This is a genomic window from Pseudomonas sp. NFR16, from assembly GCF_900108875.1.
Lineage (GTDB): Bacteria > Pseudomonadota > Gammaproteobacteria > Pseudomonadales > Pseudomonadaceae > Aquipseudomonas.
Genome location: NZ_FNYJ01000001.1, coordinates 1,564,564 through 1,584,857, shown reverse-complemented (window position 1 = coordinate 1,584,857; position 20,294 = coordinate 1,564,564). Strand labels below are relative to the sequence as shown.

Genomic DNA, 20,294 nt, shown 5'->3' with positions numbered 1-20,294 from the left:
GCGCGGCCGTACCGTGACTTTCTTGCCTGGCTGGCCGAGCAGGACGAAGCGCTCAGCCGCGATTACTGGCGCAACGCCCTGGCCGGTTTCACCGACGTCACACCGTTGCCCTACCGCCACAGCCCGCAAAGTCACCTGCAGCGCGAATCGCAGATGCGCGACGTCACGCTGGCGCTGGGCAGCGGGCAAACCACGAAGCTGGCCGAGCAGGCGCGGCAGTTTCGTCTGACCGCCAACACCTTCGTGCAGGCCGCCTGGGCGCTGTTGCTGATGCGCCATGCCGACCGCGACGAAGTGTTGTTCGGCGTCACGGTCGCCGGTCGTCCGACCGAGCTTGAGGGGATCGAAGGGGCCTTGGGCCTGTTCATCAATACCTTGCCGCTGCGCATCAAGCGTCCGGGCGTCGGGGCTTCGGCGCTTGAACTGCTCAACGCACTGCAAGGCCAGAACGCCGAGATGCGTCAGCACGAACACCTGTCCCTGGCAGACATCCAGCTGCTGGCCGACACACCGCGCGGGCATCCGTTGTTCGACAGCCTGTTCGTCTTCGAAAACGTTCCGTTGGGCGCCGAGGTTCAGCAGGCCGTGAACGAATACCGAATCAATCCGCTGGCAAACCGTACTCACACCAACTACCCGTTGACGGTGGTGCTGCTGCCCGGCGAGTCGCTGCAATTGCAGCTCACCTACGACAGCCGACACTTCAACGACGCCGACATGACCTCGCTGGTCGGGCATTTCCGACGCCTGCTCACGCAGCTGATCGACGATCCGCAGCAGACCCTCGATCAGTTGCAGGTGCTGGAACAGGCCGAGCGCGAGCAGTTGCTGGAGCAGGGGCGCGGACCGCTTGAGACGCATTGGTACGGCATCAGTTATCTGGAGCGTTTCGAGGCGCGCGTGCTCGCCCACCCGGCGCGGGAAGTGGCGCGCTGTCTGGGCCAGAGCCTGACCTACGATGAACTCAACCGCGATGCCAACCGCATCGGTCACGGCCTGATCGCCGCCGGTGTGCAGGGCGATGACGTGGTGGCGCTGTTCGCCCCGCGCGGTTTGCCGCTGCTGAGCATGATCATCGGCGCGTTCAAGGCCGGCGGTGCCTATCTGGCACTGGACGATCGTCACCCGGCCGGCCGCAGCGCGCGCATGCTGGGCAGCAGTGCCGCGCCGGTGTTGCTGACGCCCCGTGACTGCCTGGCTCAGGTCGAGGCGATTCTGGCGCTGGCACAGGCCAGGCCGCGCGTGCTGATTCTCGAAGACCTGCTCGCCAGCACCGCCGACAGCAGCGCTGACAGCAATCCGGGCCGCTACGCCAGTGCCGAGCAACTGGCCTATGTGATCTACACCTCCGGCTCCACGGGCGAGCCGAAAGGGGTGATGGTCAACCAGCGCGGCATGCTCAACAACCAGATGTCCAAGCTGCCGTATTTGCGCCTGGGCGAGGGCGACGTGATTGCCCAGACCGCCGCCACCGGTTTCGATATTTCCGTCTGGCAGTTCCTCACCGCACCGCTGTTCGGCGGGCGCGTGGAGATCCTTCCGGACGCCGTGGTGCACGACCCGCAGCGCCTGCTGGACGAGGTGGTTGTCAACCAGATCACGGTGCTCGAATGCGTGCCCGCGGTGATCGACGGCATGCTCGCCGTGGCGCCGCACAAGCTTGATGCGCTGCGCTGGTTGCTGCCGACCGGTGAAGCACTGACCGTGGATCTGGCCACGCGCTGGTTTGCCCGCTACCCGAACGTGCCGCTGGTGAACGCCTACGGCCCGGCCGAATGCGCCGACGACGTCGCCTTGCATACGCTGACCGCCGTACCTGCGGCCAAGGCGAACATGCCGATCGGGCGTGCGACCGATAACAACCGTTTGTATGTACTGGATTCCAGCCTGCAACTGGCGGCGCCGGGTGTGGTGGGTGAGTTGTACATCGGCGGCATCGGTGTGGGTCGCGGTTATGCCGCTCGTCCCGGGCTGACCGCCGAGCGTTTCCTGCCCGATCCTTTCGGCGAGCCGGGCACACGCTTGTATCGCAGTGGCGATCTGGCCCGCTGGAATGCCGACGGTGTGCTGGAGTACGTCGGCCGTGCCGACTTCCAGGTGAAGATCCGCGGTCAGCGTATCGAGCTGGGCGAGATCGAAAGCGTGCTGCTGGCGCAACCGGCCGTGCGCGACGCGGTGGTCAGCGCGCAGCCGACTCCCCACGGTCCGCAACTGGTGGCGTATGTGGTCGGCGAGCCGCAGCAGCGCCTGTCGGCCGACGTGCTGAAGACCGCGCTGGCACTGGAGCTGCCAGCGTTCATGGTCCCGGCCCAACTGATGCTGCTCGAACGCCTGCCGCGCAACGCCAACGGCAAGCTCGACCGCAAGGCGCTGCCGGCGCCTGACTGGCAAGGCCGCCGTTTCGAGGCGCCTCGCGGTGAGCGCGAAGAGATTCTCGCCGAGCTGTGGCAAAGCCTGCTGAAAGTCGAGCAGGTCGGTCGCGACGACAACTTCTTTGAACTGGGCGGGCATTCGCTGCTGGCAACACGGCTGTTGTCGCGCATTCGCGAGAGCCTGGGCGTGAGCATTCCACTGGCCCAGGCCTTCGAGGCCACCACCATCGCCGCGCAGGCCGCCCTGATCGACACCTTGCAGGGGCAGACCCTGACACTCGACCGGCTCGATGCCCTGGACGAGTTAATGAATGAGCTGGAGGAAAGCAACTGATGTCGCAACCGAGCATGACTTCGCAAAGCAAGCTGCAGGCACTGGCCACCCGCTTCCTCAGCCTGGGCGCGGCCCAGCGCCGGGTGTTTCTGGGCAAGCTGCGCGAACAGGGGCTGGATGCGTCGGCCTTGCCGATTCCTTCAGGCGAGGCCGGCGAGCGCAGCCCGACGTCGTTTTCCCAGCAACGCCTGTGGTTCCTCGAACAGCTGGAACCGGGTAACAGCACTTATCACCTGCCGGGTGCGCTGCGGCTCGAAGGCATGCTGGACATCGCGGCCGTGCAGTCAGCGTTCGAGCGCGTGGCTGAGCGGCACGCCAGCCTGCGCACGGTATTTGCCACGGCCGAAGATGGCACGCCGGAGCAAGTGATTCAGCCGCGCCAGGCGTTGCCCTTCGAGCAGCTCGACGCCGCTGACGAAGAGGCGTTGCAGGGACTGGCGGAGGCCTTCGCCCGTCGCCCGTTCGATCTGGCGCAAGGGCCGCTCTGGCGCGTGGCACTGGTCAGGCGCGCTGTCGATGAGCATGTCTTGCTGGTCTGTCTGCATCACATCATCGCTGATGGCTGGTCGATTCAGGTGCTGTTGCTCGACTTCGTTCAGGCCTATCGCGCCTCACTTCAGGGTGACGATGAAGCGCTGCCCGCGCTGGCCCTGAACTACGCCGACGTTGCCCTGTGGCAGCGGGCATGCCTGGACGCAGGTGAGGGTGATCGCCAGCTGGAATACTGGAAGCAGCAGCTCGGCGATGAGCCTCCCGTCCTGGAGCTGCCCGCCGACCGGCCGCGCCCCGCCCGTCAGAGTTTTCGCGGCGCGCGCCTGCCGTTCAGCTTCGAAGCAGCGTTGTCCGGCCGCCTGCGTGAGCTGGCGAAACAGCGTGGCGTGACCGTGTTCACGGTGATGCTGGCGGCTTATCAGGTGCTGCTGCAGCGCCTGAGCGGGCAGACCGATCTGCGCATCGGCGTACCGATTGCCGGCCGGCAGCGCGCCGAAACCGAAGGTTTGATCGGCTTCTTCGTCAACACCCAGATCCTGCGCGGCGAGGTCATCGCCGACGCCACATTCAATCAGATCATCGACACCGTGCGCGTCACATCCCAAGGCGCGCAGGCCAATCAGGACCTGCCTTTCGAGCAGTTGGTCGATGCCCTGGCGCCTGAGCGCAGCCTGAGCCACAACCCGCTGTTCCAGGTGCTGTACAACCATCAGCAACGTCAGGACGAAGCCCTGCAATTGATGCCCGGCCTGAAGGCGACCCTGATGCCGCTGGACAGCGGCAGCGCGCAGTTCGATCTGGCTTTGCACACGTGGGAAAACGCCGCGGGTGAACTGGCGGGTAACTGGAATTACGCCACCGACCTGTTCGAGCACGCCAGCATCAAGCGCCTGCATCAGCGTTTCGTGCAGCTGTTTGCGCAACTGCTCGAGCAGCCCGACGCGGCGATCGGTGACTTCGAACTGCTTGATGCGCAGGACCGCACGCAACTGGCGCAGGCCAACGACACGGCGCGGGATTGGCCGACGGATGATTGCGTTGTGCATCGGGTGTTCGAACGCCTCGCGCAGCAGCACCCGGACCGCGAAGCCCTGCGCTGTGGCGATCAGGTGCTGACCTATCGGCAGCTGGATCAGCGTGCGAATCAGCTGGCGCATTACCTGCGCGGGCAGGGCGTGGGCCGGGAATCGCTGGTCGGCGTTGCGGCGTTGCGTTCCGTCGAGATGGTCGTGGCGCTGTACGCGGTGGTCAAGGCGGGTGCTGCGTATGTGCCGCTGGACCCGGAATACCCGCTGGATCGTCTGCGCTACATGCTCGAAGACGCCGGTATCTCGCTGCTGCTGAGTCACGACGCGGTGATCGCCGATCTGCCGGCCGTGGACGGTTTGCAGGTGCTGAACCTGGATCGCCTGGCTTTGGCCGATCAGCCCACCACCGCGCCGAACGTCGAAATCCACCCCGAGCAGGTTCTGTCTTTTCGACCGGTAAGCCGAAGGGCGCGGGCAACACCCACGCTGCGCTGTTCAACCGGCTGGCCTGGATGCAGAACGCCTATGCCCTCGACGCGTCCGATGCCGTGCTGCAAAAGACCCCGTTCAGCTTCGACGTCTCGGTCTGGGAGTTCTTCTGGCCGCTGATGGTGGGTGCGCGTTTGGTCATGGCGCAACCGGGCGATCATCGCGATCCAGCGTTGCTCACTGCGTTGATCGAACAGCATCAGATCAGCACGTTGCACTTCGTGCCGTCGATGCTCGCCGCGTTCATGGCCCAGGACGATCTGTCCGGCTGTGCCTCGCTCCAACGCATCGTCTGCAGCGGTGAAGCGCTGCCCGCAGACCTTGCCCGCGACACCTTGCAACGCCTGCCGAACGCGGTCCTGTTCAACCTCTACGGCCCGACCGAAGCGGCCATCGACGTCACCCACTGGACCTGCCGCGACGAGCCAGGCGCGGCGGTGCCGATCGGGCGTCCGATTGCCAACCTGCAGATCCACATCCTCGACGGCCGCCTGAACCCGCAACCCGTCGGTGTGCCGGGCGAGTTGTACATCGGCGGCGCCGGCCTGGCCCGGGGTTATCACCAGCGTCCCGGCCTGACCGCCGAACGCTTCGTCGCCAGCCCCTTCGGCCACGGCGAGCGGCTGTATCGCACTGGCGACCTGGCCCGCTGGCGTGCCGACGGCGCGGTGGATTACCTCGGCCGGCTCGATCACCAGATCAAGCTGCGCGGTCTGCGGGTGGAAATCGGCGAAATCGAATCGGCGCTGCTGGACCATCCGGCGGTGAGCGAAGCGGTCGTGGTCGCGCGTCAACTCAGCACCGGCATGCAGTTGGTCGGCTATCTGGTTGCCGACGCCTTCGACGAAGAACAGCTGCGCAGCCAGTTGAAACAGCGCCTGCCGGACTACATGGTCCCGGCGCATCTGGTGACGCTGGAGCAATTCCCGCTGTCGGCCAACGGCAAGCTCGATCGCAAGGCATTGCCCGAACCTCAGCTGCAACCACGCGCCTTCGAAGCGCCACTGGCCGGCGTGGAAAGCGCGCTGGCCGAGCTCTGGCAGGACCTGCTCGGCGTCAGACAGGTGGGGCGTCAGGACAACTTTTTCGAGCTGGGTGGCGATTCGATCCTCAGTCTGCAGATCATCTCCCGCGCCAAGAAACGCGGGATTCAACTGTCGCCACGGCAGATGTTCGAGCGCCAGACCATCGCCGAACTGGCGCAGGTCGCTCAGGTGCTGGACCGCGGCGCAGCGGTGGCGCAGGCGCGCATCGAATTCAACCGCGACATCCCGCTGACGCCGATTCAGCACGGGTTCTTCGAGCAACCCATGCGTCGCCGCGCCCACTGGAACCAGTCGTTGCTGCTGACGCCGGGCGAAGCCCTGCAAGTGCCCGCTCTGGCGCAGGCGCTGCACGCGCTGATCAGCCGGCACGATGCCTTGCGCATGAGCTTCGTGCGTCAGGACAACGGTCAGTGGCAGCAGCGTTATCGCCCTGAAACTCATCCGGATGCTGATCGCGCAGAACCCGTCGATGCGCTGCTGTGGCAGCGTGAAGTGAGCGCTGATCAACTGACCGACGCCTGCGACGAAGCCCAGGCCAGCCTTGATCTCAAGGACGGTCCGTTGCTGCGCGCTGTGCATTTCAAACTGGCCGACGGCGGCGAGCGTCTGTTGCTGGTGGTGCATCATCTGGTGGTGGATGGCGTGTCCTGGCGCGTCCTGCTCGAGGACCTGCACAACGCCTACCATCAGGCCCAGGCCGGTCTGGATATCGATCTGGGCGACAAGGGCCTGTCGTTTCAGCGCTGGGCCAATCGCTTGCTGGACTTCGCCTACAGCGATGCCGTTCTGGCCGAAGCCGATTACTGGCGTGACCTGCCTGCCGCGCCGCCACTGCCGTGCGCCAACCCGAGTGGCGGTGCGCAGCAGAGCGTGGTGCGACAGCTTCAGTTGCAGCTGGACGAGGCGCGCAGTCAGGCGCTGCTCAGCGAAGCGCCGGCAGCCTATCGCACGCAGATCAACGACTTGCTGCTGACCGCGCTGACGCGGGCGATGGCCCACTGGAGTGGTGAATCCCGCGCGCTGATCGCGCTCGAGGGGCATGGTCGGGAGGACCTGTTCGAGGGCCTCGATCCGTCGCGCACCGTCGGTTGGTTCACCAGCCTGTACCCGGTCAGTCTGCAAGCCCACGACGATCTCGATGCGGCGCTCAAACACACCAAGGAAACCCTGCGCGCGGTGCCTCACGGCGGCCTCGGTTATGGCTTGCTGCGTCACCTGCGCGGTGAAGCCTTGCCGGCGCTGGACGGCTGCGTGCTGTTCAACTACATGGGCCGTCTGCAGAGCAGCAGCGGTCTGTTCATGCTCGCCGAGGAGAGCAGCGGCGCACAGCGCGCCGCCGATGCGCCGTTGGGCTGCGAGCTGTCCATTGACGCCCAGGTGCGCGATGGCCGTTTCAGCCTGACGTGCAGCTACAGCGGCGAGCGTCACGAGGCGGCCTCCATTCAGCGCCTGCTCGATGCCTACGCCGACGCACTGGACGAGGTCATCGAGCACTGCCGCAGCCATTCGGCGGTGACGCCGTCGGACTTCCCGTCGCTGGACCTGACTCAGGCGCAACTGGATGCATTGCCGGGCGCGGCGCGCGACATCGAGCAGCTGTACCCGCTGACGCCCATGCAGCAAGGCCTGCTGTTCCACAGCGAACTGGCCCAGACCCAAGGCGCCGATGATGCCCGAGATCTCTACATCAACCAGGTGGCGCTGGACATCGATCACCTGCCGCTGACGCGCTTCAAATCGGCGTGGGCCGCTGCCGTTCAGCGTCACCCGATTCTGCGCGCGTCCTTCCTGCGTCTGGCCGGCAGTCAACAGCCCGTGCAACTGATTCGCCGTGATGCGGCGCTGGTGGTTCGCGAACTGGACCTGCGCAGCGGTTCGCGGGCGTTGGCCGAGGTGCTCGCGGCGGAGCGGGAGACGCCGTTCCACTTGCACGAAGCGCCGCTGTTGCGCGTGCTGCTGGTGCGTCAGAACGAAACGCTGTGGAAACTGGTGTGGACCTTCCACCATATCCTGCTCGATGGCTGGAGCAGCGCGGCGGTGCTGGGCGAAGTGATCCAGACGGCCATGTCCGACACCGCGCCGATGCCGGCCGGGCACTACGGCGACTACGTGCAGTGGTTGCTCAGCCGCGATGCGCAGCACAGCGCGAATTTCTGGCAGCAGCATCTGGCCGGATTTGAGCAGCCGACCCTGATGGCCGCAGCCCTGACCGCGCCGACGTCGGCCACCGGCGAGCCACTGCCCGCGCAGGTGCTGGTCAGGTCGATGGACCTGGACAGCGCGCTGTTGCACAGCGCAGCTCGTCGTCAACGCGTGACCGTCAACACGCTGATCCAGGCGGTCTGGGTCTTGCTGTTGCAGCGTTACACCGGGCAAAAGCGCGTCGCGTTCGGCGCTACGGTGTCGGGCCGTTCGGCGCAGGTGCCGGGTATCGAGCGCATGCTCGGTCTGTTCATCAACACGCTGCCGCTGGTGCAGGCGCCGGAATCGCAGCAGAAGGTCGGCGACTGGCTCAATGCCTTGCAAGCGCACAACCTCGAACTGCGTGAACACGAACACACGCCGCTGTTCGAAGCGCAGCGCTACGCCGGGCACGCCGGGCGTGACCTGTTCGACAGCCTGGTGGTGTTCGAGAACTACCCGGTGGATGCCGTGCTGCGTGACAAGCAGGCAGGCGGCGTCAACCTTGGCTCGGTGGAGTTGAGCGACAAGACCCACTACCCGTTGAGCCTGGCAGTGGTGGCGGGGGAGCGGGCACACATCCACGTCAACTACCACAGCAACGTGTTCAGCGCCGACCAGATCGACCGTCTGTGCGGCCATTTCCAGAAACTGCTGAATGGCATCTGCCGCTTCCCCGAGGCGAGTGTCGGCGATCTGTCGATGCTCACCGAGCGTGACGTCCGTGAGATGCACGCCTGGAACCGGCCGCCGTTCTCGCCCTACGTCGATCGCCCGATCCACGAACTGATCGCCGACCATGCGCGTCTGCGTCCTGACGCCATCGCCCTGGTGCATGGCGAGCAGCGCCTGACCTTTGCCGAGTTCGATCGTCGTGCCAACCAGCTCGCCCATGCCCTGCGCGCGCGCGGCATCGGCACCGAAGTGCGCGTGGCCATTGCCATGGAGCGCGGCGTCGACCTGTGGCTGGCGTTCTTCGCGGTGCTCAAGGCGGGCGGCGCGTACATACCGCTCGATCCGGATTACCCGACCGAACGCCTGCGCTACATGCTCGAAGACGGCGGCGTGAAGCTGCTGATCTCCCACGACGCGGCACTGGATCGCGTGCCGGTGGGCGACGTGCCGCTGCTCAATCTGGATCAACTGGACGTCTCGGCTGAACCGCACACCGCGCCGGAGGTAGTGATTCATCCGCAGCAACTGGCGTACCTGATCTACACCTCGGGTTCGACCGGTAAGCCGAAGGGCGCGGCCATCGCCCACGGCGACATCTCGATGCACATCCAGACCATCGGCGAGCGTTACCGCTTCACCGCAGAAGACCGCAAGTTCCACTTCCTGTCGATCAGCTTCGACGGCGCCCACGAAGGCTGGATGATGCCGATGTGTTACGGCGCCCGCGTGGTGCTGCGCGATCAGGAGCTGTGGAGCGTCGAGCAGACCTACGACACGCTGATTCGTGAAGGCATCACCGTCGCCTCGTTCCCGCCGAGCTACCTGCGCCAGTTGTCCGACTGGGCTGGGTTGCAAGGCAAGGGACCCGGCGTGAAAACCTACTGCTTCGCCGGGGAAGCGTTCAGCCGCGAAATGCTGCGCGACGTCATCCGCAACCTCCAGCCGCTGTGGATCATCAACGGCTATGGCCCGACCGAAACCGTGGTCACGCCGACGCTGTGGCTGGCGTCTGCGCAAACGGCGGATTTCAGTACCGCATACGCGCCGATCGGTGATCTGGTGGGCGACCGTCAGGGTTACGTGATGGACGCCGACCTGAACCCGCTGCCTCAAGGGATTGCAGGCGAGTTGTACCTGGGCGGCGCAGTGGCGCGGGGTTATCTGGATCGTCCGGGCGCCACCGCCGAGCGTTTCCTGCCGCACCCGTTCCGCTCCGGCGAGCGCCTCTACCGCAGTGGCGACCGCGTGCGCTTGAACAGCGAAGGACTGCTGGAATACCTGGGCCGCATCGACCACCAGATCAAGATCCGCGGTTTCCGCATCGAAGCCGGTGAGATCGAAGCGGCGCTGAAGGGTTGCGAAGGCGTGCGCGAGGCGCTGGTGATCGTCCGCGAGGGGGCGAGCGGCAAGCGTCTGCTGGGCTATGTCGGTGGCAACGATCTGCACGAAGAATCGATCAAGCAGCAACTTCAGCTGACCCTGCCGGAATACATGATCCCGGCGCATATCGTCATCATGCCGCGTTTGCCGCAGCTGCCGAACGGCAAGCTGGACCGCAATGCGCTGCCAGATCCGCAAGTCAGTTCCAGCGATTATCAGGCGCCACAGAATGCTCTGGAACAGCAGTTGGCGTCGCTCTGGCAGATCCTGCTGGGCATCGACGCGGTAGGCCGCAACAATCATTTCTTCGAACTCGGCGGCCACTCGCTGCTGGCGATGCAGTTAATCTCGCGCCTGCGTCACGAACACGACGTGAGCGTGCCGCTGCGGGCGCTGTTCGAGGCGCCGCGCCTGGCCGAATTTGCGTCGCGCATCGCACAGCTTGATCTCGCCGACGAACAGCCGGGCAAGCCACTGGAGCTTATAGCCCGTCACGCCACGAGCGCGGTGCAGTCGTTCGCGCAACAGCGCCTGTGGTTCCTCGATCAACTGCAACCGGGCGGCCATGCCTACAACCTGCCGGGCGCGGTGCGTCTGCGGGGTGAACTCGACGAAGCGGCGTTGCAATCAGCATTCGACGCGCTGACCGAGCGGCACGAAGTGCTGCGCACACGATTTGTGGCGGGCGGTGAGGTGCCGCTGCAACAGATCGAGGCCGCCCGTGCCGTAGAGATCGAGCGCATCGACCTCAGCGCTCCGGGCCGCCTGGAAGCCGATCAGGAAGCGGCGTTCAGCGTGTTGGCGCAGGATTTCGTCAAGCGTCCGTTCGACCTCTCCCACGACCCGCTCTGGCGCCTGGCGCTGGTGCGCATGGGCGCGGGTGAACAGCGCCTGCTGCTGTGCTTGCACCACATGATCTCCGACGGCTGGTCGGTGCGCGTGCTGTTGCAGGAGTTCAGCGAGCTGTACCGGGCCGCCGTTGAGCAGCGCGAAGCGCAGTTGACGCCGTTGCCGGTGCAATACGCCGACTTCGCGGTCTGGCAGCGCGAGTGGCTGGCGGCGGGCGAGGGCGAGCGTCAACTGGCCTACTGGAAACAGCAATTGGGCGACGAGCACCCGGTGCTGGAGCTGCCGACCGATCGTCCGCGTCCGGCGCAGCAGAGCTATCAGGGTGATCGCCTGCTGTTCAGTCTCGATGGCGACTTCAGCCAGCGCCTGCGCGCTTTCGCCAAGGCCCGGGGCGTCACGCCGTTCATGGTGATTCTGTCGGCGTATCAGGTGTTGCTGCATCGCCTGAGCGGGCAGAACGATCTGCGCATCGGCGTGCCGATTGCCGGGCGCTCACGCCTGGAAGTGGAAGGCCTGATCGGCTTCTTCGTCAGCACTCAGGTGTTGCGCACCGAGGTGTCGGCTGAGCTGTCCTACGACGAGGTGCTGCAGCGCGCCAAGGCGCTGACGCTGGGGGCGCACGCCCATCAGGACTTGCCCTTCGAGCAGTTGGTCGAGGCCCTGCAACCGCAGCGCAGCCTCAGCCACAACCCGCTGTTTCAGGTGGCTTACGACCATCAGCAACGTGATTTCGAGCCGCTGTCCGGACTGCCTGGTGTGCAGGCCGAGGTGCTGCCGCTGGACGATGGCAGCAGCCAGTTCGATCTGGCCCTGAACACTCACGAAGACGCGGACGGTGCGCTCGGTGGCTCATGGAATTACGCCACCGACCTGTTCGAGCACGCCAGTATCGAGCGCCTGCATCAGCGTTTCGTGCAGCTGTTTGCGCAGCTGCTCGAGCAGCCCGACGCGGCGATTGGTGATTTTGAACTGCTCGATGCGCAGGACCGCATACAACTGGCGCACGCTAACGACACGGCTCAGGATTGGGCGACGGATGATTGCGTTGTGCATCGGGTGTTTGAACGCCTGGCGCAGCAGCACCCGGACCGCGAAGCCCTGCGCTGTGGCGATCAGGTGCTGACCTATCGGCAGCTGGATCAGCGTGCGAATCAGCTGGCGCATTACCTGCGCGCGCAGGGCGTGGGTCGGGAATCGCTGGTCGGCGTTGCGGCGTTGCGTTCCGTCGAGATGGTCGTGGCGTTGTACGCCGTGGTCAAAGCGGGTGCTGCGTATGTGCCGCTGGACCCGGAATACCCGCTGGATCGTCTGCGCTACATGCTCGAAGACGCCGGGATTGCGCTGCTGCTGAGTCATGACGCGGTGATCGACGATCTGCCGGCCGTGGACGGTTTGCAGGTGCTGAACCTGGATCGTCTGGATCTCGCCGATCAGCCCACCACCGCGCCGAACGTCGAGATTCATCCTGAGCAACTGGCGTACATGATCTACACCTCGGGTTCGACCGGTAAGCCGAAGGGCGCGGGCAACACCCACGCTGCGCTGTTCAACCGGCTGGCCTGGATGCAGGACGCCTATGCCCTCGACGCGTCCGATGCCGTGCTGCAAAAGACCCCGTTCAGCTTCGACGTTTCGGTCTGGGAGTTCTTCTGGCCGCTGATGGTGGGTGCGCGTCTGGTCATGGCGCAACCGGGCGATCATCGCGATCCGGCGTTGCTCACTGCGTTGGTGGAAACCCATCAGATCAGCACGTTGCACTTCGTGCCGTCGATGCTCGCTGCGTTCATGGCCCAGGACGATCTGTCCGGCTGTGCCTCGCTCAAACGCATCGTCTGCAGCGGTGAAGCGCTGCCTGCAGACCTTGCCCGCGACACCTTGCAGCGCCTGCCGAACGCGGGCCTGTTCAACCTCTACGGCCCGACCGAAGCGGCCATCGACGTCACCCACTGGACCTGCCGCGACGAGCCCGGCGCGGCGGTGCCGATCGGGCGTCCGATTGCCAACCTGCAGATCCACATCCTCGACAGCCGCCTGAACCCGCAACCGATCGGCGTGCCGGGCGAGCTGTACATCGGCGGCGCCGGCCTGGCCCGGGGATACCACCAGCGCCCTGGCCTGACCGCCGAGCGTTTTGTCGCGAGTCCCTTCGGCCACGGCGAGCGACTGTATCACACTGGCGACCTGGCCCGCTGGCGTGCCGACGGCGCGGTGGATTACCTCGGCCGGCTCGATCACCAGATCAAGCTGCGCGGTCTGCGCGTGGAAATCGGCGAGATCGAGTCGGCGCTGCTGGATCATCCGGCGGTGAGCGAAGCGGTCGTGGTCGCGCGTCAACTCAGCACCGGCATGCAGCTGGTCGGCTACCTGGTCCTGGAAAGCGTGGGCGCCGACGCCTTCGACGAAGAACAGCTGCGCAGCCAGTTGAAACAGCGCCTGCCGGACTACATGGTCCCGGCGCATCTGGTCATGCTGGAGCGATTCCCGCTGTCGGCCAACGGCAAGCTCGATCGCAAGGCGTTGCCCGAACCTCAGCTGCAACAACGCGCCTTCGAAGCGCCACTGGCCGGCGTGGAAAGCGCATTGGCCGAGCTCTGGCAGGACCTGCTCAGCGTCAAGCAGGTGGGGCGTCAGGACAACTTCTTCGAACTGGGCGGGCATTCATTGCTCGGCATTCAACTGGTGGCGCAGATCAGGCGCGATCTCAAGCGGGAGCTGCCGCTGCGGGCGCTGTTCGAATCGCCGATGCTGGCGGATCTGGCGCATGACCTCACCTGTCGCGCCGAGCCGGCCGCCATGCCGCTGCTGCTGCCGCGAAGCGAGCGTGAGTTCGCGCCGCAGTCGTTTGCGCAACAGCGCCTGTGGTTCCTCGCGCAGCTGGAACCGGAGAGCGTGGCGTACAACCTGCCGTGCGTCTTGAACCTCGACGGCACGCTGCAGCTCGATGCCCTGCAACGCAGCTTCGACGCCCTGGCTGAGCGCCATGAAAGCCTGCGCACATGTCTGCTTCCCGGTGAGGCCGGCGTTCCCTTGCAGCGCATTCTGCCCATCGGCAGCGTCACTGTCGCTCGCCACGATCTGCGTGATCGCGTCACCGCGCAGGAAGATTTCGTCACGCTGGCCCACGCTTTCATGAGCCAGCCGTTCGACCTCGATGCCGAGCGCGCGTCCTGGCGGGTCGCTCTGGTGCAGCTCGCCGATGACCAATGGCGTCTGTTGCTGTGCATGCACCACATCATTTCCGATGGCTGGTCGGTGCAAGTGATGCTGGAAGATTTCGCCGCGCTGTATCGCGCCTTCTCGCGCGGGGAAGACGCGCAGTTGCCGCCGCTCACCGTGCAGTACGCCGACTACGCCAGCTGGCAGCGCGAGTACCTCAGTGGCCGCGAACGCGAGCGTCAGTTGAACTGGTGGCGAGCGGCGCTGGGTGATGAGCAGCCGGTGCTGGAGCTGCCGGCTGACCGGCCACGTCCGGCCGAACGCGACGGCAAAGGCGGGCGGCATGCTTTCGTGCTGCCGCAGGACCTGGCCGACCAGTTGCGGCTTACCGCCCGGGCGCAGGATGCCACGCTGTTCATGCTGTTCCTGGCCGCCTTCGACACGTTGCTGTATCGCCTCAGCGGTCAGCGCGATCTGCGCGTCGGCGTACCGGTGGCAGGGCGTGCCGAGGTGCAGACGCAAGGCCTGATCGGCTTCTTCGTCAACACCCTGGTGCTGCGTGCACAGGTCAGCGGCGACCAGCCGTTCACCCGGTTGCTGGCGCAGGTCAAGGACAACCTGCTGGGCGCCCATGCTCATCAGGATTTGCCGTTCGAGCAATTGGTCGAGGCGCTGCAACCGGCCCGCAGCCTGAGCGTCAACCCGTTGTTCCAGGTCAGCTACAACCACCAGCAGCAACCGGACATGTCGCTGCTGCAGTTCGACGGCCTGAGCATCGAGGCGCAACAGTGGGACATCAAGGGTGCGCAGTTCGACCTGGTGCTCGGCACTTTCGAACATCAGGACGGCCGCATCAGTGGCTATCTGGACTACGCCACCGACCTGTTCGACGCCTCGACCGTAGAGCGTTTGTTCGGCCAGTTGCTGACCGTGCTGCGCGCCGTTTGTGCGCAACCGCAGACCGCCATCGGCGACCTGCCGCTGCTCAGTGAGGTCGACCTCGCCGCGCTGGATCAGTGGAATACGCCGCCGTTCTCGCCCTACGTCGATCGCCCGATCCACGAACTGATCGCCGACCACGCGCGTCTGCGTCCCGACGCCATCGCCCTGGTGCATGGCGAGCAGCGCCTGACCTTTGCCGAGTTCGATCGTCGTGCCAACCAGCTCGCCCATGCCCTGCGGGCGCGCGGCATCGGCACCGAAGTGCGCGTGGCCATTGCCATGGAGCGCGGCGTCGACCTGTGGCTGGCGTTCTTCGCGGTGCTTAAGGCAGGCGGCGCGTACATCCCGCTCGATCCGGATTACCCGACCGAACGGTTGCGCTACATGCTCGAAGACGGCGGTGTGAAGCTGCTGATTTCTCACGACGCGGCGCTGGATCGCGTGCCGGTGGGCGACGTGCCGCTGCTCAATCTGGATCAGCTGGACGTCTCGGCTGAACCGCACACCGCGCCGGAGGTAGTGATTCATCCGCAGCAACTGGCGTACCTGATCTACACCTCGGGTTCGACCGGTAAGCCGAAGGGCGCGGCCATCGCCCACGGCGACATCTCGATGCACATCCAGACCATCGGCGAGCGTTACCGCTTCACCGCAGAAGACCGCAAGTTCCACTTCCTGTCGATCAGCTTCGACGGCGCCCACGAAGGCTGGATGATGCCGATGTGTTACGGCGCCCGCGTGGTGCTGCGCGATCAGGAACTGTGGAGCGTCGAGCAGACCTACGACACGCTGATTCGTGAAGGCATCACCGTGGCGTCGTTTCCGCCGAGCTACCTGCGCCAGTTGTCCGATTGGGCCGGGCTGCAGGGCAAGGGACCCGGCGTGAAAACCTACTGCTTCGCCGGGGAAGCGTTCAGCCGCGAAATGCTGCGCGACGTCATCCGCAACCTGCAGCCGCTGTGGATCATCAACGGCTATGGCCCGACCGAAACGGTGGTCACGCCGACGTTGTGGCTGGCCGCTGCGCAAACGGCGGATTTCAGCACCGCGTATGCGCCGATCGGTGATCTGGTGGGCGACCGTCAGGGTTACGTGATGGACGCCGACCTGAACCCGCTGCCTCAAGGCATCGCCGGTGAGTTGTATCTGGGCGGCGCAGTGGCGCGGGGTTATCTGGATCGTCCGGGCGCCACCGCCGAGCGTTTTCTGCCGCACCCGTTCCGCCCCGGCGAGCGCCTCTACCGCAGCGGCGACCGCGTGCGTTTGAACAGCGAAGGGCTGCTGGAATATTTGGGCCGTATCGACCACCAGATCAAGATCCGCGGTTTCCGCATCGAAGCCGGTGAAATCGAAGCGGCGCTGAAGGGTTGCGAGGGCGTGCGCGAGGCGCTGGTGATCGTCCGCGAGGGGCCGAGCGGCAAACGCCTGCTGGGCTATGTCGGCGGCAATGAGTTGAGCGAGGACAGCCTGAAACAACAACTGGCAAGCACGCTGCCCGAATACATGGTGCCGCATCACATCATCGTCATGGCGCGTCTGCCTCAGCTGCCGAACGGCAAACTTGATCGCAATGCGCTGCCAGATCCGCAGCTCAACAGCCAGACGTTCGAAGCACCGCAAGGCGAGCGGGAAGAGCAACTGGCGCGGGTCTGGCAGCAATTGCTGGGCGTCGAAGCCATTGGGCGCTCGGACAGTTTCTTCGAGCTGGGTGGCGACTCGATTCAATCGCTGGCGGTGATCACTCGCTTGCGTCACCTCGGCCTGAAGCTGGTGCCCAAGGACGTGTTCAGCCATCCGCGGCTCAAGGATCTGGCGCTGCGTCTGAGCGTGGTCGAGGCGAGTGCCACGGTGCTGATCGATGAAACCCCAAGGGGCGAGGTGCCGCTCACGCCGATTCAGGCGCACTTCTTCGAGCAGCCGATGACCCATCGCGCGCACTTCAATCAGGCGTTGTTGCTGGACGTCCAACGTCCGCTGGAAGCCGATGTGCTGGAGCGTGCGCTTGAGGTCGTCCAGCGGCATCACGATGCGCTGAACCTGAGTTTCAGTCAGCACGCCGACGGTCGCTGGCAGCAGGTCTACCGCGAAGCGCCGGCGGGCGACAGCCTGTGGGTCCGCGAGGTGGCCGATGACGCCGCGCTGTCAGCGGTGTGCGAACAGGCGCAGCGCAGCCTTGATCTGGAGCACGGCCCGTTGCTGCGAGTGGTACTGGCGCAGCTGCCTCACGGCCAGCGTCTGTTGCTGGTCGCGCATCACCTGGTGGTCGATGGCGTGTCCTGGCGTGTGCTGCTGGAGGATCTGGCCCGCGCGTATGCGCAATTGGCTTCGGCCAGCGCCGTGAACCTGGGGCCGAAACCCGGCAGCTACCAGCGTTGGGCGCAGCAACTTGCGCTCGTGGCACGCTCGCCGGAACGTGAAGCCGAGGCCGGACAGTGGCTGGCGCAGATCGGCCAGGGTGATGACGCATGGCCGGTGGACAATGCCCAGGGGCGCGCGACGCAGCAGGACCTGGAGCAGTGCGAGCTGTTGCTGGACGCGGACATGACCCGTCGTCTGTTGCGTGAAGCGCCAGCGGCACTGGATGCGCGAATGGACGAAATCCTGCTGGCGGCACTGGCGCAGGCCCTCAGCGGCTGGAACGGCCAGACCGGCCACCTCGTCGCGCTCGAAGGCCACGGTCGCGAAGCACTGTCCGAAGCCTTGGATGTCGGGCGTACGGTGGGCTGGTTCACCAGCCTGTTCCCGCTGCGCGTCAAGGCAGCGCAGGACATCCGGCACACCCTGCAGAACGTGCGCGCCACCGTGCGCGGTCTGCCGGACAAGGGCGTGGGTTTCGGTCTGCTGCGTTATCTGGGGCCCGACCGGGTTCGCCAGCAACTGGCGGCTCTGCCTGAACCCAAGGTGGTGTTCAACTACCTCGGCCAGTTCGATCAGGATCTGGGCGATGGCCGTTTTGCACCGGCGAATGTCTCGGCCGGTGACCTGATCGACCCGTCCACGCCGCTGAATCGCGAGCTGGAAATCAACGGTCAGGTGTTCGCCGGGCAGTTGGGTCTGACCTTCCGCTTCAGTGGTCAGCGCTATCAGCGCCAAACCATCGAGCGCCTGCAGGCCGCCTACCGCACGGCGCTGGTTGAGTTGCTGGACGGCCTGCCCGTGGCTGAAGATGCCCCGGCTCACACGCAACCGGTCTTGCGCAATGGCGCGCCGAATCCGCTGATTCGCCTGAGCAGCGGTGCCAGCGACAAGCCGCCGGTGTTCTGCGTGCACCCGGTCAGCGGCACGGTGGTGGGTTACTACGCCCTGGCGCGACGCCTGTCGGCCCAGTGGGATGTGTGGGGCATCCAGAACCGTCAGGTGCTCGACGGCAACTGGCGCGACAGCTCCATCGAGCAAATGGCCCGCGACTACGTCAAGGCCTTGCTCGAACACCAACCTGCCGGGACCTACCGGCTGATCGGCTGGTCGATGGGCGGGACCCTGGTGCTGGAGATGGCCCGTCTGCTGGTGCGTCTGGGCAAGCGCGTGGCCTTCGTCGGCCTGATCGACGGCTACGTGCCGGGCGCCGGTCAGCCGCGTCCTCCGGTGCCGGAATCGACAGCGCCTGCAGTGGGCGGTCATGACGACAGCCAGGCCGACGAGCACTGGCAACAACTGCTTGGCGTCGAGCGGCACATGCGCCAGCTGGCCAATCAATGCCGGGAAATCCACACCTCGGGCGTGCCGGTCTACGCCTGGTGGGCCGAGCGGTCCCCGGAAAATAACGATAACGCACCGGCTCTTCTGGAGCAGGGCATGGGTGGGCGCCTGCAGGTTTCGGCCTGGATCGACGCCGACCACCTTTCGATCGTCCGTGATCAGCAGTTCATCACTCAGCTTGCCGAGTCCCTCGCGCAGGTCAACGAACGCCCTCAGTCACATGATTTCCAGGAGCAGGAATATGCATAGCCCACACAACGTGACGCCGATCACCGAACTGACGCCGGATGCGGCGCTGGCCCATGCCGACTACCAGTTCGCGCCGACCCCGCGGCTGGAGCGTCAGGCCGCCGTGGAGTCCAACGCCCGCAGCTACCCGCGGCGGATTCCCCTGGAGCTCAAGCGTGCCCAGGGCATTCACGTGCAAGACAGCCAGGGGCGCTGGTTCATCGATTGCCTGGCCGGCGCCGGTACGCTTGCCCTAGGCCATAACCACCCGGAAGTGGTGCAGTCGATGCGCAGCCTGCTCGACGGGCAACGCCCGCTGCACACGTTGGATCTGATGACCGAGGCCAAGGACGACTTCATCAACGAGCTGTTCGCCTTGCTGCCGCCGGCGTTCGCCAAGGACGCCCGCATCCAGTTCTGCGGGCCCGCGGGCACCGATGCGGTGGAAGCGGCACTGAAACTGGTGCGCACCGCCACCGGGCGCAGCAATCTGATGGCGTTCCACGGTGCCTATCACGGGATGACCCAAGGCGCGCTGGGACTGATGGGCAATCTCGGGCCCAAGGCGTACCTGGACGGCCTGGCCTCGAACGCCCAGTTTCTGCCGTTCCCGTACGACTACCGCTGCCCGTTCGGCGTCGGTGGCGAGGCCGGTGAACGCATCGGTCTGCACTACATCGAAAACCAGCTGAGCGACCCCGAAAGCGGTGTGCTGCCGCCGGCCGGCATGATCCTCGAAACCTTGCAAGGGGAGGGCGGCGTGGTGCCGACGTCGGCCCACTGGCTGCGCGAAGTGCGCCGCATCACCCGCGACGCAGGCGTGCCGCTGATCCTTGACGAGATCCAGTGTGGCGTGGCGCGGACCGGCAAGCCGTTTGCCTTCCAGCACGCCGACATCGTTCCCGATGTGCTGGTGCTGTCCAAGGCCATCGGCGGCAGCCAGCCGATGGCCGTCGTGGTGTACAACAAATCGCTGGACGTCTGGAAACCGGGCTCGCATGCCGGGACATTCCGCGGCAACCAATTGGCGATGGTGGCCGGGTCCACCACCTTGCGCATCGTGCGCGAGCAGCAACTGGACCTGCATGCCGCTGCCATGGGTGAGCGCCTGGGCAACCATCTGCGGGCTTTGCAGAAGGACTATCCGCAGATGGGCGACGTGCGCGGCATGGGGCTGATGCTGGGCGTCGAAATGGTTGACCCTGAAGGGCGCCCGGACGTGCTCGGTCGCTTCCCGCAGAGCGGCGAACTGGCTTCGCAAATCCAGCGTCAGTGCCTGCAACGCGGCCTGATCATCGAGGTCGGTGGCCGTCGCTCCTCGGTGATCCGTTTCCTGCCGCCTCTGATCGTCGCCGCCGCGCAGATCGACCAGATCGCCGACATCTTCGGCGCTGCCGTCCACGCCGCCGTTCATCAACGCTGA

General features: G+C 65.6%; 4 protein-coding genes (1 of these 4 running past the window's edge). All 4 read left to right on the top strand.

What is annotated here, in order from left to right; translation table 11 throughout:
* Tightly spaced (each overlapping or abutting the next), the 4 genes in view from BMZ10_RS07125 to BMZ10_RS07110 form a layout consistent with a single transcriptional unit that may run on beyond the window.
* Positions 1-2,706: the end of a non-ribosomal peptide synthetase gene (locus BMZ10_RS07125; protein ID WP_256214393.1), read on the top strand. It extends 7,035 nt beyond the left edge of the window; 2,706 of the gene's 9,741 nt are visible here — the last part of the coding sequence; its start codon lies beyond the left edge, outside the window; it ends in the stop codon at positions 2,704-2,706.
* Positions 2,706-4,835, top strand: a complete 2,130-nt coding sequence (locus BMZ10_RS07120) for a condensation domain-containing protein (RefSeq protein ID WP_093459284.1) — start codon at positions 2,706-2,708, stop codon at positions 4,833-4,835. Before BMZ10_RS07125 ends, BMZ10_RS07120 begins: the two co-directional genes overlap by 1 nt.
* Positions 4,718-18,892: a non-ribosomal peptide synthase/polyketide synthase gene (locus BMZ10_RS07115; protein WP_256214436.1), complete on the top strand. Its 14,175-nt coding sequence runs from the start codon at positions 4,718-4,720 to the stop codon at positions 18,890-18,892. Before BMZ10_RS07120 ends, BMZ10_RS07115 begins: the two co-directional genes overlap by 118 nt.
* Positions 18,885-20,294, top strand: a complete 1,410-nt coding sequence (locus BMZ10_RS07110; protein WP_093459282.1) for an aspartate aminotransferase family protein — start codon at positions 18,885-18,887, stop codon at positions 20,292-20,294. Before BMZ10_RS07115 ends, BMZ10_RS07110 begins: the two co-directional genes overlap by 8 nt.